General features: G+C 71.0%; 22 protein-coding genes. 5 read left to right on the plus strand and 17 right to left on the minus strand.

From position 1 onward, the window contains the following. Window positions 1–151 precede the first annotated feature (151 nt). Entirely contained in the window at window positions 152–1,558 is a 1,407-nt protein-coding gene (locus AB0G47_RS15860) for an SLC13 family permease (protein WP_360769305.1), read from the plus strand. A 24-nt stretch (window positions 1,559–1,582) separates the two neighbouring features. On the opposite strand, the gene AB0G47_RS15865 is transcribed toward AB0G47_RS15860, so the two are convergent. From AB0G47_RS15865 to AB0G47_RS15915, 11 genes are all read right to left on the minus strand, one after another. After that, complete coding sequence (locus AB0G47_RS15865; RefSeq protein WP_360769308.1) at window positions 1,583–4,447, minus strand: NHLP bacteriocin export ABC transporter permease/ATPase subunit; 2,865 nt, start codon at window positions 4,445–4,447, stop codon at window positions 1,583–1,585. A 1-nt stretch (window position 4,448) separates the two neighbouring features. Continuing rightward, window positions 4,449–6,734, minus strand: a complete 2,286-nt coding sequence (locus tag AB0G47_RS15870) for an NHLP family bacteriocin export ABC transporter peptidase/permease/ATPase subunit (protein WP_360769311.1) — start codon at window positions 6,732–6,734, stop codon at window positions 4,449–4,451. Then, window positions 6,731–7,537: an HlyD family efflux transporter periplasmic adaptor subunit gene (locus AB0G47_RS15875; protein WP_360769313.1), complete on the minus strand. Its 807-nt coding sequence runs from the start codon at window positions 7,535–7,537 to the stop codon at window positions 6,731–6,733. Before AB0G47_RS15875 ends, AB0G47_RS15870 begins: the two co-directional genes overlap by 4 nt. A 93-nt stretch (window positions 7,538–7,630) precedes the next feature. Beyond that, window positions 7,631–7,858 (minus strand): type A2 lantipeptide, encoded by a 228-nt coding sequence (locus AB0G47_RS15880; RefSeq protein WP_360769316.1) that lies wholly within the window; start codon window positions 7,856–7,858, stop codon window positions 7,631–7,633. Window positions 7,859–8,212: 354 nt separating this feature from the next. Continuing rightward, entirely contained in the window at window positions 8,213–9,205 is a 993-nt protein-coding gene (locus AB0G47_RS15885; protein WP_360769319.1) for a TauD/TfdA family dioxygenase, read from the minus strand. A 153-nt stretch (window positions 9,206–9,358) separates the two neighbouring features. Further along, window positions 9,359–9,457, minus strand: coding sequence for a putative leader peptide (locus AB0G47_RS15890; RefSeq protein WP_323178738.1), 99 nt, complete (start codon window positions 9,455–9,457; stop codon window positions 9,359–9,361). 162 nt (window positions 9,458–9,619) lie between these two features. Beyond that, on the minus strand, window positions 9,620–12,505 hold the full coding sequence (locus AB0G47_RS15895) for a DUF5682 family protein (RefSeq protein ID WP_360769322.1): 2,886 nt from the start codon (window positions 12,503–12,505) through the stop codon (window positions 9,620–9,622). Further along, window positions 12,502–13,626, minus strand: a complete 1,125-nt coding sequence (locus AB0G47_RS15900) for an AAA family ATPase (RefSeq protein WP_360769325.1) — start codon at window positions 13,624–13,626, stop codon at window positions 12,502–12,504. Before AB0G47_RS15900 ends, AB0G47_RS15895 begins: the two co-directional genes overlap by 4 nt. Window positions 13,627–13,697: 71 nt before the next feature. Beyond that, window positions 13,698–15,146, minus strand: coding sequence for a VWA domain-containing protein (locus tag AB0G47_RS15905; protein ID WP_360769327.1), 1,449 nt, complete (start codon window positions 15,144–15,146; stop codon window positions 13,698–13,700). Continuing rightward, complete coding sequence (locus AB0G47_RS15910; protein WP_360769330.1) at window positions 15,143–16,570, minus strand: hypothetical protein; 1,428 nt, start codon at window positions 16,568–16,570, stop codon at window positions 15,143–15,145. The genes AB0G47_RS15905 and AB0G47_RS15910 overlap by 4 nt, the downstream gene beginning before the upstream one ends. Then, window positions 16,540–17,043, minus strand: coding sequence for a hypothetical protein (locus tag AB0G47_RS15915; protein ID WP_360769332.1), 504 nt, complete (start codon window positions 17,041–17,043; stop codon window positions 16,540–16,542). Before AB0G47_RS15915 ends, AB0G47_RS15910 begins: the two co-directional genes overlap by 31 nt. Before the next feature lie 170 nt (window positions 17,044–17,213). Between AB0G47_RS15915 and AB0G47_RS15920 the strand changes: the two genes are divergently transcribed. Then, window positions 17,214–17,672 (plus strand): Rrf2 family transcriptional regulator, encoded by a 459-nt coding sequence (locus AB0G47_RS15920; RefSeq protein ID WP_360769335.1) that lies wholly within the window; start codon window positions 17,214–17,216, stop codon window positions 17,670–17,672. A gap of 85 nt (window positions 17,673–17,757) precedes the next feature. Here AB0G47_RS15920 and AB0G47_RS15925 read toward each other — a convergent pair whose 3' ends face one another. From AB0G47_RS15925 to AB0G47_RS15935, 3 genes are all read right to left on the minus strand, one after another. Then, window positions 17,758–18,234: a carboxymuconolactone decarboxylase family protein gene (locus tag AB0G47_RS15925; protein ID WP_360769337.1), complete on the minus strand. Its 477-nt coding sequence runs from the start codon at window positions 18,232–18,234 to the stop codon at window positions 17,758–17,760. Window positions 18,235–18,330: 96 nt separating this feature from the next. Beyond that, window positions 18,331–18,771, minus strand: coding sequence for a hypothetical protein (locus AB0G47_RS15930; RefSeq protein ID WP_360769340.1), 441 nt, complete (start codon window positions 18,769–18,771; stop codon window positions 18,331–18,333). A 25-nt stretch (window positions 18,772–18,796) separates the two neighbouring features. After that, window positions 18,797–19,018 carry a hypothetical protein gene (locus AB0G47_RS15935; protein WP_266873599.1) on the minus strand — a complete coding sequence of 74 codons (222 nt, stop codon included), beginning with the start codon at window positions 19,016–19,018 and terminating at the stop codon, window positions 18,797–18,799. Window positions 19,019–19,223: 205 nt separating this feature from the next. Between AB0G47_RS15935 and AB0G47_RS15940 the strand changes: the two genes are divergently transcribed. Continuing rightward, on the plus strand, window positions 19,224–20,420 hold the full coding sequence (locus AB0G47_RS15940; protein ID WP_360769343.1) for an acyl-CoA dehydrogenase family protein: 1,197 nt from the start codon (window positions 19,224–19,226) through the stop codon (window positions 20,418–20,420). A gap of 24 nt (window positions 20,421–20,444) precedes the next feature. On the opposite strand, the gene AB0G47_RS15945 is transcribed toward AB0G47_RS15940, so the two are convergent. Further along, window positions 20,445–21,839, minus strand: coding sequence for an aldehyde dehydrogenase family protein (locus AB0G47_RS15945; protein ID WP_360769976.1), 1,395 nt, complete (start codon window positions 21,837–21,839; stop codon window positions 20,445–20,447). A gap of 149 nt (window positions 21,840–21,988) precedes the next feature. Between AB0G47_RS15945 and AB0G47_RS15950 the strand changes: the two genes are divergently transcribed. Beyond that, window positions 21,989–22,579, plus strand: a complete 591-nt coding sequence (locus AB0G47_RS15950; protein ID WP_360769346.1) for a TetR/AcrR family transcriptional regulator — start codon at window positions 21,989–21,991, stop codon at window positions 22,577–22,579. A gap of 172 nt (window positions 22,580–22,751) precedes the next feature. Beyond that, window positions 22,752–23,582 (plus strand): endonuclease, encoded by an 831-nt coding sequence (locus AB0G47_RS15955; RefSeq protein ID WP_360769349.1) that lies wholly within the window; start codon window positions 22,752–22,754, stop codon window positions 23,580–23,582. A gap of 76 nt (window positions 23,583–23,658) precedes the next feature. On the opposite strand, the gene AB0G47_RS15960 is transcribed toward AB0G47_RS15955, so the two are convergent. Then, window positions 23,659–24,636, minus strand: a complete 978-nt coding sequence (locus AB0G47_RS15960; protein ID WP_360769352.1) for an NAD(P)-dependent oxidoreductase — start codon at window positions 24,634–24,636, stop codon at window positions 23,659–23,661. Then, window positions 24,633–25,808, minus strand: coding sequence for a lactate 2-monooxygenase (locus tag AB0G47_RS15965; protein WP_360769355.1), 1,176 nt, complete (start codon window positions 25,806–25,808; stop codon window positions 24,633–24,635). The genes AB0G47_RS15960 and AB0G47_RS15965 overlap by 4 nt, the downstream gene beginning before the upstream one ends. Window positions 25,809–25,901: the final 93 nt, after the last annotated feature.

Genomic DNA, 25,901 nt, shown 5'->3' on the forward strand with positions numbered 1-25,901 from the left:
CCCCGGGCGAAGCGCTTCAATACTCCCCAATGCGAAAGACTGATTCCGCTTAGCGGAATCCCTCCATTCCCCTGAGCCCCTCACGCGCCCCGGCCTCAACACGCCCCGGCGCTCCGTGACATGACCATCGGCCGACGGCAAGGGAGCCCTCGTGTCAGATCAAGTCATCTCCATCATCGCCCTGGTGCTGATCTTCGCCATCGCGACCTTCTCCTCCGTCCATCTGGGCGCGCTCGCCCTGGTGGCCGCGTTCATCATCGGCTCGACGGTGGCGGACGAATCGACGGACGACCTCTTCGCGGGGTTCCCCGGCGATCTCTTCGTCGTCCTGGTCGGCGTGACCCTGCTGTTCGCCATCGCGAAGAACAATGGCACGGTCGACTGGCTCGTGCACGCGGCCGTGAAGGCGGTGCGGGGCCGGATCGCCCTCGTCCCCTGGGTCATGTTCCTGGTCACCGCCGTGCTCACCGCGGTCGGCGCGGTCACCCCTGCGGCCGTCGGGATCATCGCGCCCATCGGGCTCGGCTTCGCCGCGACGTACGGCATCAACCCCGTGCTCATGGGGCTTCTCATCGCCAACGGGGCCAGCGCGGGCGGCTTCTCGCCCATCGGCGTGTTCGGCAGCATCACCAACAACGTCGTCGAGCGCAACGATCTGCCGGGCAGCCCCGCGATGCTCGTCACCGCCTCGTTCCTGTTCAACGTCGTCCTGTGCGTCATCGTCTTCTTCGTCTTCGGCGGACGGCAGTTGCTGGGGCAACGCGCACCGACCCACACCGGCGGCGACGCAGGGAGCGCGGGCCCCGCTCCGGCCGGACGGGACGACGGACCGCCCGGCGGTCGACTGGTCGAGGCGGGCGGAACGTCTGGGCCCACCCTCACCGTCGCCACGAGCACCACGGACACCGCGAGCACCGCGACCGCCACCGCGCCCCCGGCAGCGGACACACCGCCCGTCCGCCTCGACGGCCCCCGCGCCCTGACCCTGCTCGGTCTGCTCAGCCTGGTCGGCGGAGCGCTCTTCTTCGACCTCGACGTGGGGCTTATGGCGCTCAGCATCACCGTCGTGCTCTCGCTGATCTCCCCGAAGTCGGCCAAGGGCGCCGTCGAGCGGTGCGCGTGGTCCACCGTGCTGCTGGTCTGCGGCATCGTCACCTACGTGAGCCAGATGGAGCGCATCGGCACCATCGACTACCTCGGCAAGGAGGTCGCCGCCATCCAAGCGCCCCTCGTGGGCGCCCTGTTGATCTGCCTCATCGGCGCGGTGGTCTCCGCCTTCGCGTCGACCACCGGCATGCTCGGGGCGCTGATCCCCCTGGCGGTGCCCTTCCTGCTCGACGGCCAGGTGGGCGCGGTGGGGCTCATCACCGCCCTTGCCATCTCCGCGTCCGTGGTGGACGCGTCGCCGTTCTCCACCAGCGGGGCGCTGGTGACCGCCAACACCCCTGAGGAACAGCGTGACTTCGTCTTCCGTCGGCTGATGGCCTGGGGTCTTGGCATTGCCGTGGTCGCGCCACTCGTCACCTGGGGTCTGTTCGTCGTCCCCGGATCCCTCTGACGGTTCAGCGTCTCTCTGACGGGGTCAGCTCAGCTGCCGCCGCACCAACTCGTGCAGCCGTCCGCCCGTGTCCGCCAACAGCTGGGCGGGCGGGCCCTGTTGGACGATGCGGCCCTCCGACATGACGATCACGCGGTCGGCGTCCAGGACGGTGGACAGACGGTGGGCGATCACGACGCGGGTGGCGTTCAGGGCGCGGGTGCTGTCGATGACGGTGCGCTGGGTCTCGTTGTCCAGGGCGCTGGTCGCCTCGTCGAAGAAGAGGACCCGGGGGCGGCGGATCAGCGCCTGGGCGATCATCAGGCGCTGGCGCTGGCCGCCGGAGACCGCTCCCCCGCCGGAGATCATCGTATGCAGGCCCATCGGCATGCGCTTGATGTCCTCGGCGAGGCCCGCCATCGCCGCGGCCTCCCAGGCCTCTTCCTGGGTGAACGTCTCGGCGCCGCAGATGCAGTCCAGGATCGAGCCGGTGAGCGGCTGCGCGTTCTGCAGCACGACCCCGCACTGGCGGCGTACGGCGGCCTGGTCGAGGGCGGCCAGGTCCTGGCCGTCGTACAGGACGCCGCCCGCGACCGGCTTGTCGAAGCCGATGAGCAGGCGCAGGAGCGTCGACTTGCCGCAGCCGCTCGGGCCGACGATCGCCACGAACTCCCCGGGGCGGATGGCGAGGGACACGTCGTCCAGGACCAGCGGGCCGTCGTCCGTGTAGCGGAAGGAGACGGAGCGGGCCTCGATCTCCCCCTGGAGTTCGCCGGGCTGCGTGCTCGCGCCGCGCACCTCGGGCGCCTCGTCGAGCACCGGCTTGATCTGCTCGAACATCGGCAGGACCGCGGCCGCCGAGATCAGCGCCCCGGTGAGCTGGGTGACCGACGTCAGGAGCATCGTCACGGCGGTGCTGAAGGTGAGGAACTCCCCCGCGGTGAGGCTGCCGTGCGCCGGGCCCGCGAGGAGCACGAACATGATCAGCGTACAGAGCGGCAGATAGACCGCGTTGAGGACCGTCGTGAGGTTCTTGATGCGGCCCGCGCGCTGCTGGAGCTCGCGGCTGCGCGCGAACTCCCCCGCCCATGCCGCGTACGCGAAGCTCTCGGCCCCGGCGACGCGGAGCTTGGGCAGTCCGCGCAGGGTCTGGAAGGCCTGGTTGTTGAGCTTGTTGCCGAGCTCGACAAGGCGGCGCTGCCAGCGCAGTTCCCACAGGCCGAGGGCGAGGAACACCCCGGCGATGACGACCAGCATGCCGAGTGCGGCCAGGGCGAGGGGCACGCTGTAGAGGAGCAGCAGGACGAGGTTCATCGCGCCGACCGTGCCCGCCTGCAGGGCCACCGGGCCGATGCCCGAGAGCACCCGGCGGATGGCGCTGACGCCCATCGCCGCGCTGGCCAGTTCACCGGTGGAGCGGGAGGCGAAGAAGCGGGTAGGCAGCCTCAACAGGCGGTCCCAGACGGCGGGTTGCAGGGCGCTCTCCATACGGCCCTCCATCCGCAGGATGGTGAGGTTCTGCAGCAGCATGAAGGCCGCGGAGACGATGCTGGTGATCATGACGGCCAGGGAGACCTGGACGATCAGGCTCTTCTCGGCGTTCGGGACGTACACGCCGAGCACCTGGCCCGTCGCGATCGGCACCAGGGCCCCGATGAGGACCGTCACCAGACCGGCGATCGCCAGATTGCGTACGTCGCCGCCGTTGCCGCGCAGGCTGAAGCGGAAAAGCCCCCAGGGGGTCAGCGCCCGGTCGGGCAGCGGCCGGTAGAACATGACGCCCTGCGGCTCGAACTCCTCCGCGTTGTCCTCGTCGACGCGCGTGCGCCGCCCGGACGAGGGGTGCACCGACTCGTAGCCGCCGCGTCGCCACAGCAGCGCGACCGGCGCCCCGCTCGCGGCACGGTGCCCCACCAGGGGTCCTGCGTTCTCGCGCCACCAGTCGCCATCGAGCCGGACGGCCCGGGTGCGGATCCGTGAGGCCACCGCGACCTGCTCCACCGGGTCGATCCGGTCGCTGACCGCACCGCTCTCCGCCGGGGCGGCGAGCTTGATGCCGGCCGCGTCGGCGACGAGACGGCAGGCCGCGTACGTCATGTCGTCGCCGCCCTGGGACGCGGGGCGGCCCGAACCGCCCCTGCCCGAGCGGCCGATGGAGGCGATCAGGGTCCGGTCGGCCTGCTCTCGGACCGTTTCGCCCGCCTTGATGCCGGCGGCCGTGCGGTCCTCGTGGGCGCGCTCCAGGCGTTCGATCCAGCGGTCGAGGGTGGAGAGCAGCCGGTACTGCTGGTTGACCATGCGCTGCCAGACGGCGGGGTCGACGAGCAGATCGCCGGCGGCCTCCGCGCTGTAGGCGGCGCCGTACTGCACGCTGCCCGGCGCGACCGGCATCCAGAGGATCTCGTCGTCGGTCACCACGTCGTCGCCCATGATGCGCCCGTCGAGCGGCGCCTCGAAGAGCACCCGGTGGCTGCGTCCGATGCCGAGCGCGAAGGCGTGCTCGAGCAGGCTCAGGGCCTGGTCCTGGGTGTCGTACTGGCTGGGGTACTGCTGCTCGTAGGCCCAGGTGTCGCCGAAGTCGGGACGGTAGAGCTCGCGCAGCGGGATGCGGCGCAGCTCGCAGCCCTGGAGGGGGCGTCCGACGAGGGTGTGCTGGGGGCCTTCGACCGGACCCAGGAGCAGGGTGCCGGGTTCGAGGCGGCCCAGGAAATGCCAGTGGCCCTGCTGCACGGCGTCGACCGCGAACAGGTCGAGGGCGCCCGCCACGACGAGCCACAGCACCTGCGGGCCCTCCAGGTGGACGCTGCGCAGGCCCGTGCAGTCGGCGGGGGTGCCGAGCGCGCCGAAGGCGGCGGCAACCGCGTCGTCCCCGTACGCGGTGTGCGTGTACTGCTCCGGTACCGAGGTCACCTCAGTGCTCCTTGACCAGGTCGGCGTAGGGACCGCCCGCGGCGACCAGGTGTTCGTGGCGGCCGCGCTCGACGACCGAGCCGTGGTCGAGGACGACGATCTCGTCGCTGTCGCGCACGGTGCTCAGACGGTGGGCGATGACGACGCAGGCGCAGCCGCGGCGGCGCAGGTTGTCGATGATGACCTGCTCGGTCTCCGCGTCCAGGGCGCTGGTCACCTCGTCGAGGACGAGGATGCTGGGGCGGCGCACCAGCGCGCGGGCGATCTCCAGGCGCTGGCGCTGCCCGCCGGAGAAGTTCCGGCCGTCCTGCTCGACGCGGCCGTGGATGCCGCCGGGCCTGCGGGCGACGATCTCGTACAGACAGGCGTCCTTGAGCGCGGCGACGACGGCGTCGTCGGGGATGGAGGGGTCCCACAGGGCGACGTTGTCGCGGATGGTGCCCTCGAAGAGGAAGACGTCCTGGTCGACGAAGGAGACGGAGGCGGCGAGCGCGCCGCGCGGGATGTCCTCCAGGCGCTGTCCGTCGATGCGGATCGTGCCCTCCCACGGGCTGTAGAGGCCCGATATCAGCCGGGAGACGGTCGACTTGCCGCTGCCCGAGCCGCCGACGAGCGCGACCTGCTGGCCGGGACCGACCGTCAGGGAGAAGCCGGTCAACAGGGGCTTGTCCAGGGGGCTGTACCCGAAGGTGATGTCCTCGAGGGTGACGTGGCCCTTGAGGCGGCGGGTGCTCGCGGCCGGTTCGGGGCGGGAGTAGAGCGTGTCGACGGGGAAGTTCTCGACGTCCTTGAGGCGGGCGACGTCGGCGGCGAAGTCCTGGATGCGTCCTGCCACCCCGTTGAGGCGGGTGATGGGCGCGGTGAAGCGGGTCACCAGGGCCTGGAAGGCGACGAGCAGACCGATGGAGAGATGCCCCTCCACCGCGCGCAGGCCGCCGATCCACAGGATCAGCGCGCTGTTCAGGGTGGCGAGCGTCGGTGCGACGATGCCGAGCCAGGCGCTGGGCACGCCGAGGCGCTGCTGCTCCTCCAAGGTGGTGGCGTGCTGGCCCGCCCACCGCCGGAAGTAGCCGTTCTCGCCGCCGGTGGCCTTCATCGTCTCGATCAACTGCAGGCCGGTGTACGAGGTGTTGGTGAGCTTGGCGCTGTCGGCGCGCAGCTTCTGGGTGCCGGTGGCGCGCAGCCGGATGACGACGCGCATCGCCACGATGTTCAGCAGGGCGATGCCCACGCCGACGAGGGTGAGCTGTGGGTCGTACGTCCACAGCAGGGCCGCATAGAGGAGTACGACGATGCCGTCGACACCGGCGGCCGTGAGGTCGCGCGCCAGGGTTTCGGCGACGGCGTCGTTGGACGCCAGGCGTTGCACCAGGTCGGCGGGGCTGCGCTGGGCGTAGAACGTGACGGGCAGGCGCAGCAGATGGCGCAGGAAGCGGGCGCTGCTGAGGGTGGAGGAGATGATGCGGCCGCGCAGCAGGTTCGCCTGTTGCAGCCAGGTGAGGACCACGGTCAGCGCGACCATCGCCCCCATGGACGCGAAGAGGGCGCCGAGGAGGGAGGTCTGATCGCCGATCAGGAACAGATCGATGTACGTCCGGCTGAGCGCGGGCAGCGCCGCGCCGACCGCCACCAGGAGCAGGCTGGCCAGGAGCGCGGCGAGCATGGTGCCCGTGGTGCCGCGCAGGCGGGCCGGGAGGGCCCGCATGATGCCGGGCCTGCGCCCGCCGGGGCGGAAGTCGTCGCCGGGTTCGAGGACGAGGACGACGCCGGTGAAGCTGGTGTCGAAGTCCTCCGACGGCACGAAGCGGCGGCCCTTGTCGGGGTCGTTGATGAACACGCCGCGGCGGCCGAAGCGGCGCCCCATGCCGTCGTAGACGACGTAGTGGTTGAACTCCCAGAAGAGGATCGCGGGCGCCTTGACCTCGGCGAGCGCGGCCGGCTCCATCTGCATGCCCTTGGCGGTGAGGCCGTAACTGCGCGCCGCCTTGAGGATGTTGCTGGCCCGTGAGCCGTCGCGGGAGACGCCGCAGGCGATGCGCAGCTCCTCCAGCGGGACGTGCTTTCCGTAGTGGGCCAGGACCATGGCGAGCGCGGCGGCGCCGCATTCCACGGCCTCCATCTGCAGGACGGTGGGGGTGCGCACCGTCTTCTGCCGCTTGCCCTTGGACGGGGGGCGCTGCGCCGCGCGGCGGCGGCCGCGCTGCGGGGGCTCGGGACGGTGCCTGCGGCGTCCGCCGGGGGGCGGCAGTTGCTGCTGGTGTGCCGGGGAGGGGTGCGGTGCGGTCACGGAAGCAGCCAATCGATCGGGCGCTGCTCGGCGAGGTGGAAGGCGCCGGTGGCCAGGGTCATGGAGTCGAGTGCGAAGGGCGGGCCGCCCGCCGACGACCAGGCGTAGCCGGACTTGGTGGCGGACGAGCGGTCGAGCCGCACGAGGACCGCCACGGGTGGTCCTGCCTCGGTGAACTGTTCGGCCAGTTCCTTGTCGCCGAGGAATCCGGTGATCTTCTGCGCGCTCTGCGCCGACCGCCCGATCGCCTTCACGTGCCCGCGCAGCACGCCGTACTGCTGTGTGGGCACGGACTGGACGGTGAGGTCCACCTTCGCGCCGACGGGGACGGTGGCCGCGCTGTCCGCGGGTACGTAGACCATGGCGAGGAGCGGGTCGTCGCTGCCGTCCACGCGCTCCACGGTCGCGACGTCGGCGCCCGTGGTGACGACGGTACCGATCCGGGCGACGAGTGCGGTGACGCGGCCCGCCGCGATGGCGCGGACCACCTTGTCGCCTTGTTCCGTACGGACCTTGAGCACCGGAGCGCCGGCGGCGAGCCGTTCGCCCTCTTCGACGAGGACGCCGGTCACCTGCCCGGTGACGGGGCTCTGCAGGACGTAACTGCCCTGGCCGTGCGTGAGGATGCCGGGCGCCCGCAGCGTCGAGGAGACCGAACCGGTCACGGCCCAGACACCGGCCGCGGCCATCACGACGAGGGTGATGGCGAGGACGAGCAGGCCCTGGGGGCGGGCGTAGCGCACCGGCAGGTCGAGTTCCTCGGGCGACTGCAGCTTGGACAGGGCCTGTTGGCGGAACTGCACGGGGCTCTTCCCTACCTTGCTTATGGCGTCCGTGAGCCCCGGAACTGGATGTTCCGGGGCTCACGAATCATGGTGTTTCAGCGAGCGAGATGCTCAGAGACCGGCGACCGTGCTGGTGGCCAGGCCCGCGAGGGGGGCGGTGTTCAGGCCGGTGGTGCCCTCGACGAGGCCGACGGCCGTGCCGACGGTGGAGGAGACGGGGGCGATCGAGTCGAGGGTGCCGGTCACGGTGCCAACGGCGTTGGCGGAGAGGCCACCCGAGACGTTGTCGAGGTCGGCGTCGGAGATCTCGAGGGTCTGGACCTGGGGGGTGGAGTTCATGATGTGAGCTGCCCTTCTCATGGTTGTTGCAAAGATGTTTCTAAGAATGCGGAACCCAAACTGCGAATTCCGCGTGGGCAGGATCAAAGCACGTTCGGATGTCGCACATCCAATCGGTCGGACGGCCGTCGGCTGTGAATGCGAGGACGAATCACCCCTGCGTGCAGGCATGTTCACCGCATGGCGGCAGCTCCTTCACAAGCTTCACATGAGGAAATCGGGCGGGCCGCAGGACTCCCTTCAACAAAGCGGACACTCCGTCCCCAAAAGCGTCTGACCTGTGGCCCGTACACACGGCTTTGTGTGAAGTGTTCGCCGAATACGGTGACTGGACCGGGTATTCGATGTGCAGGTTTATTGAAGGCCCCCCGGCGCCTCCGCGACCGTGCCGTCCGTGGAGGCGCCGGAAGCGAGCCCGTGCACGGGCTCGGGAACGGACCGCGGGGTGAGCAGCGTCGAGCGCCGCCCGTCGACGCCGACCGGCACATCGCCGTCGATGGTGACGCGGCGCAGGGTCCGCTCGTGGTCGTCGGAGTCGTCCACGCCGTAGTGCTGTGTGGCGCGGTTGTCCCAGATGGCGACGTCGCCCGCGCGCCACTGCCAGCGCACGGTGTTCTCCGGCCGCTCGACGTGCGACTGGAGGACGTCGATGAGGGCGCGGGAGTCGGCGGCCCTGAAGCCGGTCAGCTTCTGCAGGAAGTTTCCGAGGATCAGGGTGCGTTCCCCGGTCTCGGGGTGGACGCGCACCACGGGGTGCTCGGTCTGGAACGTGACCGCGGTGAACACCCTCCGATGCTGTTCGAGCGCCGCCATCGGGGCGCCGGGGCGTACGGCCGCGTAGTCGTAGTCGTTGGTGTGCACCCCCCGCAGGCTGTCGGCGAGCACCCGCAGCGGCTCGGGCAGCTCGGCGTACGCGGCGGCGGTGTTGGACCACAGCGTGTTGCCGCCGTACGGCGGGATGACCTCGGCGCGGAGGATGGAGAACGCCGGGTAGGCGGGCACGAAGGTGACGTCGGTGTGCCACTGGTTGGCGCGGCCGCCGTGGTCGTTGTCGATGCCCAGGGCGTAACGGCCGTCGACGGACGGCACGGTGGGGTGGGCGACGGGGGTGCCGAGCAGCCGGGCGAAGGCCTCGTGACTCTCTGCGTCGAGGTGCCGCTGGTCGCGGAAGAAGACGACCTTGTGCTCGAGGAGTGCGGCGCGGACGGCGGCCACGGCCGTCTCGTTCAGGTCGCCGCCGAGGCGGACGCCGGAGATGACGGCGCCGATGCGGCCGCCGACCTTCTGGACGGCGATGCCGGGGGTCTGGGGGCCGTGCGGGGTTTCCACTGCGGGTGCGGAGGTCATGGGGCCGGTATCCCTTCGATGGGCAGCACGGATCACCTCGTCCCGGTGTCGGCCGAGTTGAGGTGATGTTGGTGGTGTTGGTGGTGTTGGTGGTGTTGCGGAGGTGTGAGTGAGCCGCCGAGCGGCTGGGCGAGGAGGGCGCCGAGAGGCCGGTCAGGCCATGCGCCGGCGACACGCGGCCGAGGCGAGACGGCCCAGGTCGACGTGGAGCCGCGGGACAAGAGGGGTCATCGCGGTCATGTCCAGGAGCATGGCCGCCGGCCGGAAGCACGGTCAAGGTGCCGGTGGCCCGCTTCACGACCTTGCAACGCGCGGGTTCGCGGAACGCTCGTGCTGCCGGGAAACACGAACTCGCCCGCGGCTTCGCGGTACTGCCGCGAGCCACGGACGAGTTCGGAGGTCACGCCGTCGAGGTCAGGCGCCGGACAGCAGCGCCTCAAGCGCCAGTGCCGTCTCGGGATGACGGCCGGCCAGTGCGGCACCCGACGGGCCCGCATCCGCCGTCTCCCACGTCCCGTCGCAGCCGAGCAGGCTCGCCACCGCGTCGCACGTCGCGGGGTGGGCGGCGAGCAGCGTGCAGCCGGAGGCACCGTCGGCGGGCCCCGCCGGACGCATCGCCACCGGTTCCGGCTGCGCCAGCCACGGCGGCACCCACGCGTCGAGCGCCGCGAGCTTGCCCGGGAAGATCCGTCCGGCCTCGCGGATGAGGAGCGGCGCCAGGTCCGTGCCGCTCCCCCGCAGGGTGGTGATCAGCGTCGGCAGCCACGGCAGGAGCACCGGGTCCGGCAGCCGTCCGAACGCGTTGGACACCGCCTCCACGACGAAGTCGGTGAGACCCGGGACGGGTTCCAGGGCGTGCACGAAGCCGCTCAGGTAGCGCGGATAGGCGGGCACCACCAGGGGGTTGCCCAGGAGTTCGTCGCACCTGGCCCGAAGGTCCGCACGGGACAGGTTCCCCAGCTGCGTCTGGGCGGCCCAGAGCAGCGCCGTCTTCGACGGGTCCTGCGGATGCGACTGGGCGACCGCGAGCTCCAGCTGGGTCCGGTCGCAGCCGAGCGACAGGGCCAGGCTCTCCATGCTGAAGAGGAAGCCCAGCATCGCCGCCACCTGGCGCACGGTGGCGTCCTCGTCGGTGAAGGCCGTCGGCAGCAGGGTGCAGTAGTGGGCGTAGCCGGCCTTGACGAAGGACTCGATCCACGGCGGCAGCGTCGGCTCGCTGGTGCGGTAGTGGGCGAGCAGCCGCCGCACCCGGCGCAGCACTTCCGGCGCTCCGTCCACGCTGCGTTCGGCCGAGAGCACTTCCAGGGCGCGGGTCCCCAGTTCGTCGGCGAGGCGGCGGCTGCCCAGGTAGAGCGTCGCGTCCTCGACGGCCTGCAGGACCGTCGCCGCGGTGGCCTGCGGGCCGTACGCGGTGCGGCGCAGGCGCTGCTCAAGGACCTGCTCGATGCTGACGCCCTCGTAGCCGAGCTCGATGAGCGCGCGCTGGTGGGTGCCCAGGGCCAGGTCCCACGACTCCTGGATGGACCGCTCCCCCAGCTTCCGCTCGCCCATGATCGGACGTGCGGCGCCGTGCGGCATCAGATGGCGCAGCATCCACAGCACGTCGGAGCACGGCCCCAGCTCCGGCTGCCCGGCGATGTCCAGCAAGGCCCGCTGCACGCCGCGCTTCTCCAGCGGCAGGTTCAGCGGTGCGAGGCGGTCGTGCACGTCGCGGGCCAGCGGTGGCAGCGATTCATAGCCGACCTGACCGATCCGGTCGCCGCCCATCATGATCTCCACGAGGCGGCGTATGTCGCGCCGGCCGGGCACCGAGTCCTTCTCGATGCACGTGACGGCCGCGTCCTGGAAGTCGTACGGCGTGGGCCTTGCCCGGTCGCGCATCCCGGCAAGCAGGATCGACGTCTCGAACACCGCGATGGCGTCGGCGGTGGAGGCCAGATAGCCGTTGCGGCGCGCGGCGCGCACGATCTCCACGGACCAGCCGAGCAGTTCGGCCTCGTCGAGCCGGTCGAGGACGGGCGGCTGCCGCAGGAAGCCGGTCAGTTTGTCCGAGGGCTCGGCCGCCGGCACGGGCGGTGGTGCGGCGGCCGCCTTCTTGGCCTTGGACTTCTTCTTCGCGCCCGCCTGTCCTGCGAGGCGGTACGGCTCCGTCCTGGTGCGCTTGAGGTTCTTCGCCCAGACCGTCGCGGCGATGGACACCGAACCGGCGGCGAGGCCGAACTGCGCCTCGATCGACGCGTGGCTCGACGGGATCAGGCCGTGCTGCCACTTTGTGGCGCTGCGCGGGCTGATCTCGAAGGTGTCGGTGCCGTGCACGCCGAACTCCTCGACGCGGCTTGCCGCATGGAAGGCGCCGCAGACATAGAGGCAGTCGGCGGGATCGGTGCCGGTCGCGGCCAGGTGCTCGCGCATCCTGGTCCACATATAGCGCTCGCGGTCCTCGTCGACCCGCACCCGGTGCGGGTCGCCGGGCGCAAGGCGCCGGAAGAGGCTGCCGATCAGGAGCATCACCTGGCGGTAGGTGTCGTGGTCGCTGTCGCCCAGCGGCAGTTCGACGTACTGGTGCCACCACTCCGACCAGTGCCGCACCCGGCCGTGGCGCAGCAGGTGCTCCTCCAGTTCGGCGAAGCGCGGCCGCAGGTCGCCGATCTCCACGCCGACCGCGTCGCCGTGCAGCGCGGCCTCCTCGTCGGCGGGCGGTGCGTCCGGATCGGCCGGGCCGGCCGGGTCATCGGCGTGCTTGCCGCGCGTGTCCCACTGGAAGACGTGGTCCGACGAGCGGTCGACGAGAACCAGTTCCACGCCCGGTGTGTCCAGTGCGTACGCAATCGCCTGGTACTCGGCCGATGCCTCGGTGATCGGTGCGACCACCGACAGCGGCGACCAGTCCGCGGGGAAGCCGTCGACCTCGGTGGCGAACGACTGGACCGCCACCGGGAGCCTGCAGTTGCGCAGCTCGGTCAGGAGCGGCGCCATGTCCTCGCACAGCTCCACGTACACGACCTTCGGCTGCTTCTCGCGCAGGCGGCGGGCCATCGCGAGCGCCGAGGCCGGCGAGTGATGGCAGACGGGGAAGATCTCCAGCGGTTCGCCGAGCGCGCGGTCGACGTCGTCGACCAGGCCGAGGAGGATGCCCTGCAGGGCATCGGGCCCGTCGGCGAACGTCGCGGCGGCCTCCTGCAACTGTCCGCGCAGCGCCTCGAAGGTGCCCTCGCGGGTGCTCACTTGGGTACTCGCCTGAGTGCTCGCTCGGTTGCTCTCTTGGTTGCTCTCTTGGTTGCTCGCTTGGGTGCCGCTCATGACAGGGTGGCGATCGCGTCGCGGCCGCCCTCCAGGAACTCCGGCCAGGAGCCGCCGACTTCCTTGCTGCGCGGCTCGACGACGCCGTGCAGATACTTGTTGAGTATGGCAAGGTCCTCGGGCTCGCGCCGGGCCAGCGACCCCACGAGCGAGGAGGCCAGCGTGTGCGCGGTCAGGGCGCGCTCGCCGAAGAAGTTGCTGTGCAGGATGGCGTCTTCAAGCACGCCGATCTGTTCCGCGGTGGACAGGGCTGACTCCAGCTTCTCGTCGTCGCTCGCGGCCGCGGCCGACGAGGCGCGCAGGTCGGCGAAGCTCTGCAGCAGTACGTCGAGCAGTGTCGGCGGCACGTCCAGGTCGATCTGGTGGCGGCGCAGCAGTTCCTCGGTGCGGAAGCGGACGATCTCCGTCTCGCTCTTCTTGTTCGTCACGACCGGGATGCGGACGAAGTTGAAGCGGCGCTTGAGGGCCGACGACAGGTCGTTGACGCCGCGGTCACGGCTGTTGGCCGTGGCGATGATGGAGAAGCCGGGCTTGGCGAAGACGATGTTGTCGCTGTCCGCGTCGCTGCCCAACTCCGGTACGGAGATGTACTTCTCGGACAGGATCGAGATCAGTGCGTCCTGTACGTCGCTGGTCGAACGGGTCAGTTCCTCGAAGCGGCCGATCGTGCCGGTCTCCATCGCCGTCATGATCGGCGAGGGGATCATCGACTCCCGCGACTGGCCCTTGGCGATGACCATGGACACGTTCCACGAGTACTTGATGTGGTCCTCGGTGGTGCCGGCCGTGCCCTGCACCACCTGCGTGGAATTGCGGCTGATCGCAGCGGAGAGCAGCTCGGCGAGCCAGCTCTTGCCGGTACCGGGGTCGCCGATGAGCAGCAGCCCGCGGTCGGAGGCCAGCGTGACGATGGAGCGCTCGACGAAGCTGCGGTCGCCGAACCACTTCTGCGAGATCTTCCGGTCAAGGCCGTCGGAGCGCTCGGAGCCCAGGACGAACAGGCGGACCATCTTCGGGGACAGCCGCCAAGAGAAGGGCTTGGGGTTGTCGTCGACGGACTCGAGCCAGTCCAGCTCCTCGGCGTACTTGAGCTCGGCAGGGGCGCGCAACACATCGGACATGGCAGGGCCTTCCTCGAAAAGTGTTCAGGTAAAGGGGAGATCTTTCGGAGCCTGGAGCGTCACGCGAAGCGTCAGGCGAGAAACGTCTTGAGCTCGTGGACGAGCTTCTTTATGTGGCCGGAGAGCACCGGCGCACCGAGGTCCTTGAAGCGCTCGCGGAACCACGGGTTGACGCTGCCGCGGCCGGAGCTGGTCACCGAGCCGACGGGGATGAACTTGGCGCCCGAGCGGTGGATGGCCGCCATGGACTCGAACAGCGGCTCGCTCCGCCACTCGTAGAAGTCGGAGATCCACACGACGACGGTGTTGCGGGGCTCGGCGATCTTCGGCTGCGCGAGCGCCATGGCGACCGTGCCGTCGGTGCCGCCGCCGAGCTGGGTGCGAAGGAGCGTCTCGAAGGGGTCGTGCACCCAGGGCGTGAGGTCGAGCGCCTGGGTGTCGTACGCGATGAGGTGGACGTCCACCTTGGGCAGCCCGGCGAAGATCGACGCCAGGATGGTGCAGTTCACCATCGAGTCGACCATCGAGCCCGACTGGTCCACGACGACGATCAGCCGCTGGGGCGTCGTCTTGCGGGCCGTGTGCCGGTAGTAGAGGCGGTCGACGTACAGCCGCTCCTCCTCCGGGCTCCAGTTGGTGAGGTTCTTCCAGATGGTGCGGTCGAGATCGAGATTGCGGAACACCCGCTTGGGCGGCACGGAGCGGTCGATGGCGCCTACGGTGGCCTTCTCCACCTGGGTGCGAAGGACTTCGGCGACCTCGTCAACGAAGCGGCGGATCAGCGCCTTGGCGTTGGCCAGGGCCACACCCGAGAGGTTGTCCTTGTCCCGCAGCAGCTGCTCGATGAGCGACATGCTCGGGGTCAGCTGCGAGGCGAGCTTCGGATCGGCGAGGACCTCCCGCAGGTGCATGCGCTTGACCAGGTCGGCCTCGATCGAGCCCAGTTCCGGGCCGATCGCCGGGATGAGCCTGCTGAGGTCGGGGGTCGCGCCCCGGCCTCCGGTGCCGGTCGGGCTGACGCCCTGTCCCCCGCCGCCGGTCGCCGCTCCTGCCCCTGAACCTCCGCCGGCCCGCCCGCCGCGCAGATCGCCGGGCTTGCAGCCGAGCGCGCGCTCCAGCCAGCCCGCGTCGGACTGCCACCGCGCCAGTTGTCCGGCGGTGACCGTGCCGCTTCCGGTGGCGAACACATTGAGCAGCGTCTTCGACACCAGTGCGGCGCGCCGCACTTCGGCGGCCCGGTCGCGAACACCGTCGTCCTCGGGCTCGGGTGCCATCAACCCGTCGAACTCGGCGGCCAGTTCCGGATGGCGCTGCACGATCGAGTCGACGGAGGCCCCCGGGTCCAGGAGCGCCGACGGCAGTCCGATGTCCTCGACGACGGCGAGACTCGCCGACTCCAGCGTGGGCTGCTCCTCGGGGTCGAAGAGACGGGCGAGGAGCCGCCAGTACAGGACCTGCCGACGGTTGTCGTGGAGGTCGGCCTCAGAAGTGGGCGGCTGCCCGGTCGCGTGATCCGTCATTTCCGCAGCAGCCTTCCCGCGCGCTCCCGCAGCACGGCCACGGCGTCGGTGGCTGCCTTCTCGGCCTTGACTCCGGCCTTGTCGGTCGTGCCGCCTGCCCATCCCCCTGCGTGGATCGCCACGGCCTTCTTCCGTACGGTCGTCTCCACGGCCAGCGGCTGCAGGCGGTACGCCCCGGCGTCCCAGCGGAGCAGTCCGATGCACGCGCCGGATGTGGCGACGGCCTTGGGAGTGAGCGGTCCCGCGGCCGGAATGCGGTCGGTGTCGACGGCCAGCGGATGTCCGGCCACGGTGAACGTCAGCGCCTCGTCGTCCTCCTGCGCCGCGTACCCCTCCAGGAACACCGGGACGGCGATGCGCGCCGGATGCCGGTCCAGGGGTGCCGTCGGCGCGTCCGTGGCGGTGGGCAGGGCCACGCGGGCGGTGGCGAAGGCGTCCGCGGGCTCGCCCGCGCGGGCGTGCTCGTCGCTCCAGATCAGGTCGCCGTCGGCGGTGACCGGCATGTCGGTGAGGTCCATCGAGCGGCCGTCGCCGAGCGCCGCGAGGAGCGACAGATGCGGGCGGAGCAGCTGCCAGAGTCCGGCTCCGACGACGGTGTCGGGCTTCGGCGCCGACGCGCTGGCCCGCACCAGGCGGGGCGTACTGCCGTCGGCGGGCTCGAACACCGCGTGGACCTGGGCCTGTACGGCGGTGGCGTGTTCCTGCACGTCGACGCCGAGGGGCAGCAGACGGCCGGTGGCCGTGCCGGTCGCCGGGGCATCGGCCGCTCCGGGCACGGTGAGGAGCATCGCGCGTGACCAGAGGTCGGCCCAGCGGCGTACCGGAATGCGTTCCAGGGTCACGCCCGGACAGGACGCGGCGAGTTCGGCGGCGAAGCCGTCCAGGATGGTGGCCGGGCGGCGCAGGGCCGGATCCGGGAGCATCGCGGAGACGACCTGCGCCGCGCCGGAGACCAGCTCGTGGTCGATGCCCTGCCACCCGGCGCGCGCCAGGTCGGAGAGCCAGGAGCGGGCGGCCGCAAGGACGTTCGCCGCCTGCTGCCCTCCGGGCGCCGACGCGGTCTGCTCGCCGCGGGGGCGTCCGGTCGCCTCATCGACGCGGGTGAGCAGGGCGTCGTGGACGGAGCCGAGCAGTGCGGTGCGGGCCGCGGCCAGTGCGACGACGTGGTCCTCGCTCGCGGATCCGGCCGCCGCCTTCTCGGCCGCCTCGGCGACCCGCGCGGACAGCGGCGTCCCCGCGACGGCGTGGGCGAGCCGCGTCAGACCGGCGGCCTGGGCGGGCTGCGGACGGAGCAGACCGGTGACGAGTGCCTGGTCGAAGGCGTCGACGGCATCGAGGGCCTCGTCGAGCCCGTCAATCTCCTCGGCGGCCTCGGCGAGCAGATCGGCGCGCATCAGGCCACCGCCCTGGTCGGCGGGAACCACTGCATCTCGGGCAACGGCGCGGTACTCGGGGCGAGTTCCAGGTAAGCCAGGTGACGCAGGAACCGGCTGAAGACGGGCGCGGCGGCCGTGGTGTCCCCCTGCGACGGGCGGGTGCCGCTCATCTCGTAGGTGAGGGAGTGCGCGCTCGGCTCTCCGTCGGTGGCCTCCACCTTCAGATAGCGGGCGACGCGCTCGGCGCCGTACTGCAGCACCGCCTCGCCGACGAGCGCCCGGATGTGGTTGCAGAACGAGCCGCGGGCGCCGCCACAGGGCCGGTTGTTGTTGGTGCTGCACGCGAACGCGTACGTCCCGGCCGCGATCGACGAGACGTAGACCCGGCCGATGTCCGAGCCGCTGGACACCACGCCCTGCAGGCGTCCGTCGGCCAGTTCGACGAACGGGACCTTGGCGAGCTTCCGTGGCCGCGCGGGCGCTGTCACCCGCGCCGTGCTCGACCTCTCCCAAACTGACACCACACCAACTCCTCCACGCCAAAGGGACGTCCACGCCGGATCGGCGGGACACCAATGAACTTACTGGCGACCACTGACAACGCTGATCGCGGACGTCGGGCTCCTGGCGGTCGCGCCCGCGTGACCTGGGGCGATGCGTTCCGTTCGGAGCGGTGCACCATAATGCGGCCATGCGGATCTCAGCCAGGGCGGACTACGCGGTACGTGCCGCGCTGCAACTCGCCGCGTGCCAGGACGACGGGCCCTTGAAGGCCGAGGCCATCGCGGACGCCCAGGAGATCCCGCACAAGTTCCTCGAGGGCATCCTCAACGACATGCGCCGCGGAGGGCTCGTTCTCAGCCAGCGCGGCGGCAACGGCGGCTATCGCCTGGCCAGGCCCGCCGACTCCATCAGCATCGCGGATGTGATCCGTGTCGTGGAGGGGCCGCTGGTGTCGGTGCGCGGTGTCCGGCCGCCGGAGCTGGCCTACAGCGGGCCCGCCGAGTCGCTGCTTCCGCTGTGGATCGCGCTGCGGGCCAATGTCCGCCAGATCCTCGACGGCGTCTCCCTGGCCGATGTCGCGGCGGCCGAACTCCCGGCCCAGGTCACGGCGCTCGCCGAGGACCCCGCGGCTTGGACGAACCCGTAGCCCGACGCTGCACTCCCCTCGGAAGCAGCACACGCCCCGGGCGCCGGCGACGACCGGTGCCCGGGGCGTGTGCTGCTGCTCCTCGTTACGCGGACCGTCCGGGCCGGTAATCGCCGCCCTGCTGCCGGGTGATGACGCCAAGGCGGTTGGCGGCGTTGATGAGGGCGATGGTCGACACCAGCGCGCCGAGCTGTTCCTCGTCGTAGTGCTTGGCGGCGTTCGCCCACGCCTCGTCGGTGACCCCGCCCGCGGTGTCCGCGATACGGGAGCCCTGCTCCGTCAATTCCAGGGCGGCCCGCTCGGCGTCGGTGAACACCTTGGCCTCACGCCAGACCGCGACCAGGTTGAGGCGCGTCGCGCTCTCCCCCGCGTGCGCGGCGTCCTTGGTGTGCATGTCGGTGCAGTAGGCGCAGCCGTTGATCTGGCTGGCGCGCAGCTTCACCAGCTCCTGGGTCGCGGACGGCAGCGTCGACTCCGTCATGATCACCTGGCTCGCCGACGCGATGTGCCCCAAGGACTTGGCGACGAGCGGGGTGCCGAAGAGGTTCAAGCGGGCTTCCATGGTGACTCCTTGGCCGTTGGTGGCGGTTACACCTCCTACACGAGGCGGCCCGGCGGGAATCGACATGGCCGAATGTGACGTGCGCCTCCCTGCGGGTCAGGCGAGGGCGGGCACGGTCAGGTCGAGGGTCAGACGGTTTCGCCAGTCGTTGGTGAAGACGGCGGTCGCCCCTTCGTGGTGCACGCCCACGAACGGGTTGGAGCAGAACATGACGGCGACCCATCGCAAGGAGCGTTCGGCGTCGAGGCGGGCGAGGTAGCCGATGTTGCCCATTCCGCTGCCCCCGCCGGACATCCAACCCGCCCCGTCCGGCAGCGGGCTCTCGAAGTTGGGGTACGCCTCGGTGCAGCCGTCCTCCGCGACGGCCAGGGCCACGTCGACGGGCCCACCGAGACGGAAGGGGATCGGCTGCCCGGCGTCCTGGTGATAGGCCCCAGGGCCGTCCACGTGCAGTTCCAGGCCGGTGTCGTCCGGCCGGTAAAGGCCGTCACGGAACGGCATCTCCCCTGCCGCCCACAGCCGTTCGATCAGCCCCATGACTCGCCCCCCACATCTCTGTCCGCTAGCGCCGGTTGCGCGGGTGATTGCGCGCCGTACGTTCATTGCCGTGCTTGTAGGCGCCGGTCCAGCGGGCCATCACCAGTTGGGCGTCGCCCGACTCGACCTCGGCGAGGAACTTCTCGGCGCGCGCACCACGCAGCGTGCCGGCGGGGCGGCCGTGGTGGGTGATCGTCACGCCGGCGTCGGAATGCTGCTCGTAGGCGAAACCGGAGGGTCTTGGCATGGTCGGATGCTAGGCATCCGGGCCGCGACTCCGTAACCGAATTTCGGCGGGTCTCGAAGTGATGCGATGGCGAGCCCGCGCCCCGGAGTCCCAGAAAGCGAGACGCGTCGGTCCATACCTTGAACACCCCCTTGCCGCAGCGGGAGTTCGGACCCACTATTCCTATCAATCAGGTAGGGAAACTAGGAATCTGTGAGGCGTCCCCGTGACAACGCTGATCCCCTCCGCCTCGCCGCGCGTCGTCCGGGAACTCGCCGACGACCTCGCCGTCGACGCGGACCTGCGCGACCGGGCGGGCAAGCCTCCGTTCGACGAGGTCTCCCGGCTGCGCGAGGCGGGACTGCCCGCGCTCCTGACGCCGCCCGGCCCGGACGGTCGCGGCGTCGACTGGCACACGGCGTGTTCGGCGGTCAGGGACATCGCGGCGGCTGACAGCTCCATCGCCGAACTCCTCGCGCACCACCACGCCCTGTCGTGGAGTCCGCGGCTCTTCGGCACGGCCGAGGACGCCGCCGCGCTCGCACTGCGCGCCGTACAGGAGCAGTGGCTCTGGGGCGGTGACATCGACCTGCCGGACGCGCAGACGAGCACCGGCCTCGCGCTCACGCCGGCCGCCGACGGGTTCGTCCTCAACGGCCGGCGGCCTTTGACCGCGGGCGTCGCCGTCGCCGACCGGCTGGTCCACACGGCGCGGCGCACGGACAGCGGTGCATGGGTGGTCGTCCATGTGGATCCGGCCCACCCCGGAGTGTCCGCCGAGCCGGCGCACGATCTGCTCGGCCAGCGCCTGAGCGGGGCGGGCGGGGTCAGCTACGACGACGTACCGGTGGCGGCGCACCAGGTGCTCGGCGGCGTTCCGGTGGACGAGCACGAGATCTCGCCGTTCACCGCGCTCGCTCCGCTGGCCCGTCGTCTGCTGCTCGTCCACGTCGGCCTGGGCAACGCGGAGGGCGCCCTGGCCGAGGCGCGGGACATCAGCCGCGCCCTGCCGCGCGCCCGCCCGTTGACGGATGCCGACAGCGGCGCGCAGTACGGGACACCGCCCGCCGATCCCTATCTGCTCCTCGCCTACGGGGAGTTGGCGACGTCCGTCCACAGTGCGGGCGCGGTGGTGGACCGTGCGGCGGAGGCCATGGCGCGCGGTCTTGCGGAGGGCCCCGCGCTCGGTGCGGACGAGCGCGCCGACATCGCGTTCCTCGTCGACGCGGCCGAAGCGGTCACCGCCGATTCCGCCCTGCACATCACGACCCGCGTCCTCGAACTCACCGCCGACGCCCCGACCCTGGCGACCGACCCCGGCCTCGACCGCTTCTGGCGCAACGCCCGCGCTCTGACCGCGCACGGCTCCGCGGCGCACCGGCTCCGCGACATCGGCGAGCACTACCTCAACGGACTTCAGTAGGCGCCCCGGGATGCGTCCCGCCGCTCACATGAAGCGGCGGATCAGCCGTTCCTTCGCGGCCGTGAAGGGCGGGTAGACGGCCCGTATGGTGTCGGGAAGCAGCGGCTTGTCGAGGACGGCCTTGGTGTGGCTGAACGCCTCGATCGAGTACCGGCCGTGATAGCTGCCGATGCCGCTCTCGCCCACGCCGCCGAACGGCAGGCCCGGCAGGGTGATATGGGCGTTGGGGAGCCCGAAGCCGACCGCCCCCGAAGAGGTCTCGGCCAGCACCCGGCGCCGGGTCCGCCGGTGGGGCGTGAAGGCATAAACGGCGAGCGGCTTGGCGCGGGCGTTCACGAAGGCGATGGCCGAGTCCAGGTCGGGCACCGAAAGGACCGGCAGGACGGGGCCGAAGATCTCCCCGTCCATCACGGGGGCGGACTGGTCGACGTCGGCGAGCACCGTGGGGGCGAGGTAGCGCGACGCGCGGTCGTGCGTGCCGCCCGTGACCACGCGGCCGTCGCCGAGCAGGGCGGTGAGCCGGTCGAAGTGGCGTTCGTTGACGATGCGGCCGTAGTCGGGGCTGCGGGCGGGGTCCGCGCCGTACATCGAGGTGATGGCGTCGGCGAGATGGTCCGCCAAGGGGCCCGCGGTGTCGCCGATGGCCAGTACGTAGTCCGGGGCGGTGCAGCTCTGTCCGGCGTTGAGGAACTTGCCCCAGGCGATCCGGCGTGCGGCGGTGGCCAGATCGGTGCCCGGCTCGACAAGGGCCGGGCATTTGCCGCCCAGTTCGAGGGTGACCGGGGTGAGGTGGCGGGCTGCGGCCGTCATGACGATCCGGCCGACCGTGCCGTTGCCCGTATAGAGGATGTGGTCGAAGCGCTGCTCAAGGAGCAGGGTGGTGCGCTCGGCGGCGCCCTCGACGACCGCGACCGCGTCCGGGTCGAGGTAGCGGGGCAGCAGCCGGGCCAGTGCGGCGGAGGTCGCGGGGGCCAGTTCGCTCGGCTTGAGCACGACGCAGTTGCCTGCGGCCAGGGCGCCCACCATCGGCGCGAGGGCGAGCATCACCGGGTAGTTCCACGGGCTGATGACCAGGACCACGCCGAGCGGTTCACGCACCGTCCGGGCGCGGGCCGGGAGCATCGGCAGCGGTACGGCGACACGGCGGGGGCGCAGCCAGCGCTCCAGGTGGCGCAGCGTGTGATCGATCTCGTTGACGACGAGGCCCAGTTCCGAAGTGTGCGTCTCCACCGGGCTCTTGCCCAGGTCGGCGGCGAGCGCCGCCGCGAGCACCGGGGCCTCCTCGGTCAACAGGGCATGCAGAGCTCGCAGTTGGCGGCGTCGCCAAGCCGTCGGACGCGTACGGCCCGCGTCGAAGGTCGCACGCAACCGGTCGACCGTGCCAGTGACGTCCTCGACCTCGGTCGCGGTCGCGCCCAACCCCTGCACCCCGCCAGCGAGCAATTCCTGTAGTTCCTGTCCCACGGTGGTCCCCCTCCTCAAATGCAACGGTGCGTTGCGTTTGAACGACCATAGCCACCCAACCACCCATACGCAACGCATCGTTGCGTTGCATTAGACTCCGGGGCATGACGACGAATCACCGCCCGCAGCCCGCACCGGGCAGTGGGCCGCGCCGCAAGCGGCAGATCTTCGACGCCACACTGCGGGCGCTGGCACGCGACGGCTTCGCATCCATGACGATCGAGGGCATCGCCGAGGAGTCCGGCGTCAACAAGACGACGATCTACCGCTGGTGGCCCTCCAAGTCGGCGCTGCTCGGCGCGGCGATGATCGACGCGCCGCTCCTCGAGCTGCCCATACCCGACACGGGAGATCTCCGCGGGGACCTGGAGCAACTGGTCGACAACCTCATCAAGCTGCTGACCGGACAGCCCTCGGGGTCGGTCGCGCGGGCCGTGCTGGGCGCCGCGCTCGGCGACGCGGGACTCGCGACGTACATCAGGGACTTCTTCGCCGACCGCCTCGCCCGCGAGCAGGCGGTGGTCGACCGCGCCGTCGAACGGGGCGAACTGCCGCCCGGCACCGACACGATGCTCCTGATGGACCTGCTGGCGGGTGCGGTCTGGCTGCGCGCGGTCTTCCGCCGCCTGCCGCTGGACGAGGACTTCGCCCGGCGGACCGTCGCCGCCGTACTCGACGGCGTACGCGCCACTTGAGGTCGTTTGTCCCGTCCATGACATCGTCACACACTCGACGCACAACGTTCATACAGTGATGCGCCCGCCCGTGCGACTCTCCCGTTGGTTCACTTGTCAACTCGCGTAGATCGCGGGCCCTGTTGGAGGGGACCCGCGGTCCGCCCGAGCCTCCGGGAGAGGACACCCCCACATGCCCGTCCCTCATAAACGTCATATACGTCGCTGGAAACCCCTCGCGATGACGGCCGCCGCGCTGCTCGTCGGGATCACCGTCCCGGCCGCCGCCGACGCCGCGACCCCGGCCCCCACGCCGGCCGCCGCACCCGTCGGCGCCTATGACGACACGTACTACCAGGACGCGCTCGGCAAGACCGGGCCCGAGCTGAAGAGCGCCCTGCACACCATCATCAGCGACCAGACGAAGCTGTCGTACGACCAGGTCTGGGACGCGCTCAAGGTCACCGACGAGGATCCGGCCAACAGCAACAACGTGCGCCTTCTCTACACCGACCGCTCGCAGAGCAAGGGCGACAACGGCGGCGACCCGGACCAGTGGAACCGCGAGCACGTGTGGGCCAAGTCCCACGGCGACTTCGGCACCGCGACGGGACCCGGCACCGACATTCACCACCTGCGTCCCGAGGACGTGTCGGTCAACAGCACGCGCGGCAACAAGGACTTCGACAACGGCGGCAGCGCGGTCGGCGAGGCGCCGGGCAACTTCACGGACTCCGACTCCTTCGAGCCCCGTGACGCCGTCAAGGGCGACGTGGCCCGCATGATCCTGTACATGGCCGTGCGCTACGACGGCGAGGACGGCTTCGCCGACCTCGAGCCCAACGACAAGGTCGACAACGGCAGCGCGCCCGCCATCGGGCGGCTCTCCGTGCTCAAGCAGTGGAGCGACGAGGACCCGCCGGACGCGTTCGAGAAGAACCGCAACGAGGTCATCTTCGACCAGTTCCAGCACAACCGGAACCCGTTCATCGATCACCCCGAGTGGGTCGACGCGATCTGGTGAACCCCTCCTGCCGTTGTGGGGCGGTGCGCGCCCGGCTCTCGGAGCGCACCACCGCCCCACAGCGGCTGACGTAGCGTCAGGAGACCACGTCTGCCAGCGGCTTGCCCTCCAAGTGACCCGCCACGTTCTGGATCGCGGCGAGGCCGATGCGGACCAGCGTCTCGCGCGTGACGCCCGCGACATGCGGGGAGAGCACCACGTTCGGCGCCTTGAGCAGCCGCAGCGCGGCGGTGGGCGGCTCCGGGTCGAAGACGTCGATGCCCGCTCCGGCCAGTGTGCCCGCCGTGAGCGCGTCGGCCAGCGCGTCCTGGTCGATGAGCGCGCCGCGGGCCGTGTTGACGACGAAGGCCGTCGGCTTCAGGAGGGCGAGGTGCTCGGCGTCCAGGAGATGGCGTGTCTTGTCGTTCAGCGGGGCGTGCAGGGTTACGTAGTCGGATGTGCGCAGGAGCTCATCGAGGCCGACGTGACGGGCGCCGCCGAGGCGGGCCTCCGTCTCCGCGCCGACCGAGCTCGGTCCGGCGTAGACGATGGTCATGTCGAACACGACCGCGCGGCGGGCGACTTCCTCACCGATGTGGCCGAGCCCCACGATGCCCAGCGTCTTGCCGGAAAGCTCCGTGATGGACTGCTGAAGGCGGGGCAGCGCCCAGTCGGCCTCGGTCAGCGCGGTGTGCGCCGGGATCAGCTGCTTGGCCAGGGCCAGCATGAGGGCGAAGGTCTGCTCGGCGACGTTCTGCTTCTCGGCGCCGCTCGAGCCGATCGAGCAGACGGCGACGGAGCGGGCGCGGGCCGCGTCCAGATCGACGTAGTCGAAGCCGTGACTCGCGCACTGGATGACCTCGAGGCCGGGCGCCGCCGCGATGTGCTCGGCGGTCACGGGAGCCAGGCCCGTGACGATGATGTGCGCCTCGCGGAGGGCCGCTGGGTCCTCGTCGGCCGCCTCGACGACGGTGACGTGGGCCGACGGGGGAAGGAGCCCGGCGAGTGCCCCTCCGGCAGCGCGGCCGCCCACGTGCGGCGAGACGATGGCCAGGACGTTCTTCACGGCGGTCACGGGGTCTCCTCGATCAGGTCGTCGGCGGTGAGGGATGCGGGCCCGGCGTGCCCGGACAGGGCCAGCGTGAGGTCGAGCTCGGCGAGCAGACAGCGGATCACGTGGTCGACACCCGCCTGGCCGTCCAGGCCGAGGCCATAGGCGTACGGCCGTCCCACCAGTACGGACTTGGCGCCCAGTGCGAGCGCCTTGAAGATGTCGTCACCGGTGCGGATCCCGCTGTCGAACAGGACGGTGAGGCGGTCGCCGACCGCCTCCACCACGCGCGGCAGGGCGTCGGCCGCCGCCACGGAGCCCGCGACCTGGCGGCCGCCGTGGTTGGAGACCACCACGCCGTCCATGCCCGCGTCGGCGGCGCGGCGCGCGTCGTCCGGGTGCAGGATGCCCTTCAGGACGATCGGCCCGTCCCAGTTCTCCCGCAGGAACTGCAGGTCCGGCCAGGTCTTCGCGGGGTCCGCGAACATGCCCACGAAGTGCATCACGGCCGCGTTCGGGTCCTCATGCACCGGCTTGGCCAGGCCTGCCTGGAACGCCGGGTCGCTGAAGTAGTTGGCGGTGCCCACGCCGTGCAGGAAGGGCAGATACGCCTGGTCGAGGTCGCGCGGCCGCCAGGCGAGCAGCGGCGTGTCGAGCGTGACGAAGAGCGCCGTGAACCCGGCGGCCTTCGCCCGGTCCAGGAAGCTCTTGGTGACGTCCCTGTCCTTGGCCCAGTACAGCTGGAACCACCGCTGCGCGTCGCCCATCTCCTTGGCGACCTGCTCCATCGGCGTGCTGGACGCCGAGGACAGGATGTAGGGCACACCGCGGGCCGCGGCCGCGCGGGCGGCGGCGGACTCGCCCTCCGGGTGCATGATCGACAGGACGCCGACGGGCGCGAGGGCGAGCGGGGCGGGCAGTTGGTGCCCGAGCACCTCCACGGACAGATCGCGTTCGTGTACGTCGCGCAGCATGCGCGGCACGATCCGGCGCCGCTCGAGCGCCTCGCGGTTCGCGCGGGCGGTGCTGCCGTTGCCTGCGCTGCCCGCGACATAGCCGACGGGGCCGGGCCCGAGCCGCTGCCCGGTCAGCTCCTCCAGGCGGGTCAGATCGGTGGGCAGGCGGGGCACGGCCCCGGTCATGCCGTTGAGATAGATCTCGTACTGGAAGTCCGCCCAGTGCGGCGAAGGCGTCATGTGGTGGGTCCCGTCCGGTGTCCGTGAGACTGCACTGTCTACCCGTCGATCCTTGCCACAGTGACAAGCGCCGTCCATGGCCGTACGCACCTT

Source organism: Streptomyces sp. NPDC021622 (assembly GCF_040640795.1).
In the GTDB taxonomy this organism is placed as follows: Bacteria; Actinomycetota; Actinomycetes; order Streptomycetales; family Streptomycetaceae; genus Streptomyces.

What these genes read in the sequence shown, in the direction of transcription:
- AB0G47_RS15880 (WP_360769316.1), bottom strand. Translation starts at nt 7,858, where the DNA reads ATGAACTCCACCCCCCAGGTCCAGACCCTCGAGATCTCCGACGCCGAC.
- AB0G47_RS15885 (WP_360769319.1), bottom strand. Translation starts at nt 9,205, where the DNA reads ATGACCTCCGCACCCGCAGTGGAAACCCCGCACGGCCCCCAGACCCCC.
- AB0G47_RS15890 (WP_323178738.1), bottom strand. Translation starts at nt 9,457, where the DNA reads ATGCTCCTGGACATGACCGCGATGACCCCTCTTGTCCCGCGGCTCCAC.
- AB0G47_RS15895 (WP_360769322.1), bottom strand. Translation starts at nt 12,505, where the DNA reads ATGAGCGGCACCCAAGCGAGCAACCAAGAGAGCAACCAAGAGAGCAAC.
- AB0G47_RS15900 (WP_360769325.1), bottom strand. Translation starts at nt 13,626, where the DNA reads ATGTCCGATGTGTTGCGCGCCCCTGCCGAGCTCAAGTACGCCGAGGAG.
- AB0G47_RS15905 (WP_360769327.1), bottom strand. Translation starts at nt 15,146, where the DNA reads ATGACGGATCACGCGACCGGGCAGCCGCCCACTTCTGAGGCCGACCTC.
- AB0G47_RS15920 (WP_360769335.1), top strand. Translation starts at nt 17,214, where the DNA reads ATGCGGATCTCAGCCAGGGCGGACTACGCGGTACGTGCCGCGCTGCAA.
- AB0G47_RS15925 (WP_360769337.1), bottom strand. Translation starts at nt 18,234, where the DNA reads ATGGAAGCCCGCTTGAACCTCTTCGGCACCCCGCTCGTCGCCAAGTCC.
- AB0G47_RS15930 (WP_360769340.1), bottom strand. Translation starts at nt 18,771, where the DNA reads ATGGGGCTGATCGAACGGCTGTGGGCGGCAGGGGAGATGCCGTTCCGT.
- AB0G47_RS15935 (WP_266873599.1), bottom strand. Translation starts at nt 19,018, where the DNA reads ATGCCAAGACCCTCCGGTTTCGCCTACGAGCAGCATTCCGACGCCGGC.
- AB0G47_RS15950 (WP_360769346.1), top strand. Translation starts at nt 21,989, where the DNA reads ATGACGACGAATCACCGCCCGCAGCCCGCACCGGGCAGTGGGCCGCGC.
- AB0G47_RS15955 (WP_360769349.1), top strand. Translation starts at nt 22,752, where the DNA reads ATGCCCGTCCCTCATAAACGTCATATACGTCGCTGGAAACCCCTCGCG.
- AB0G47_RS15965 (WP_360769355.1), bottom strand. Translation starts at nt 25,808, where the DNA reads ATGACGCCTTCGCCGCACTGGGCGGACTTCCAGTACGAGATCTATCTC.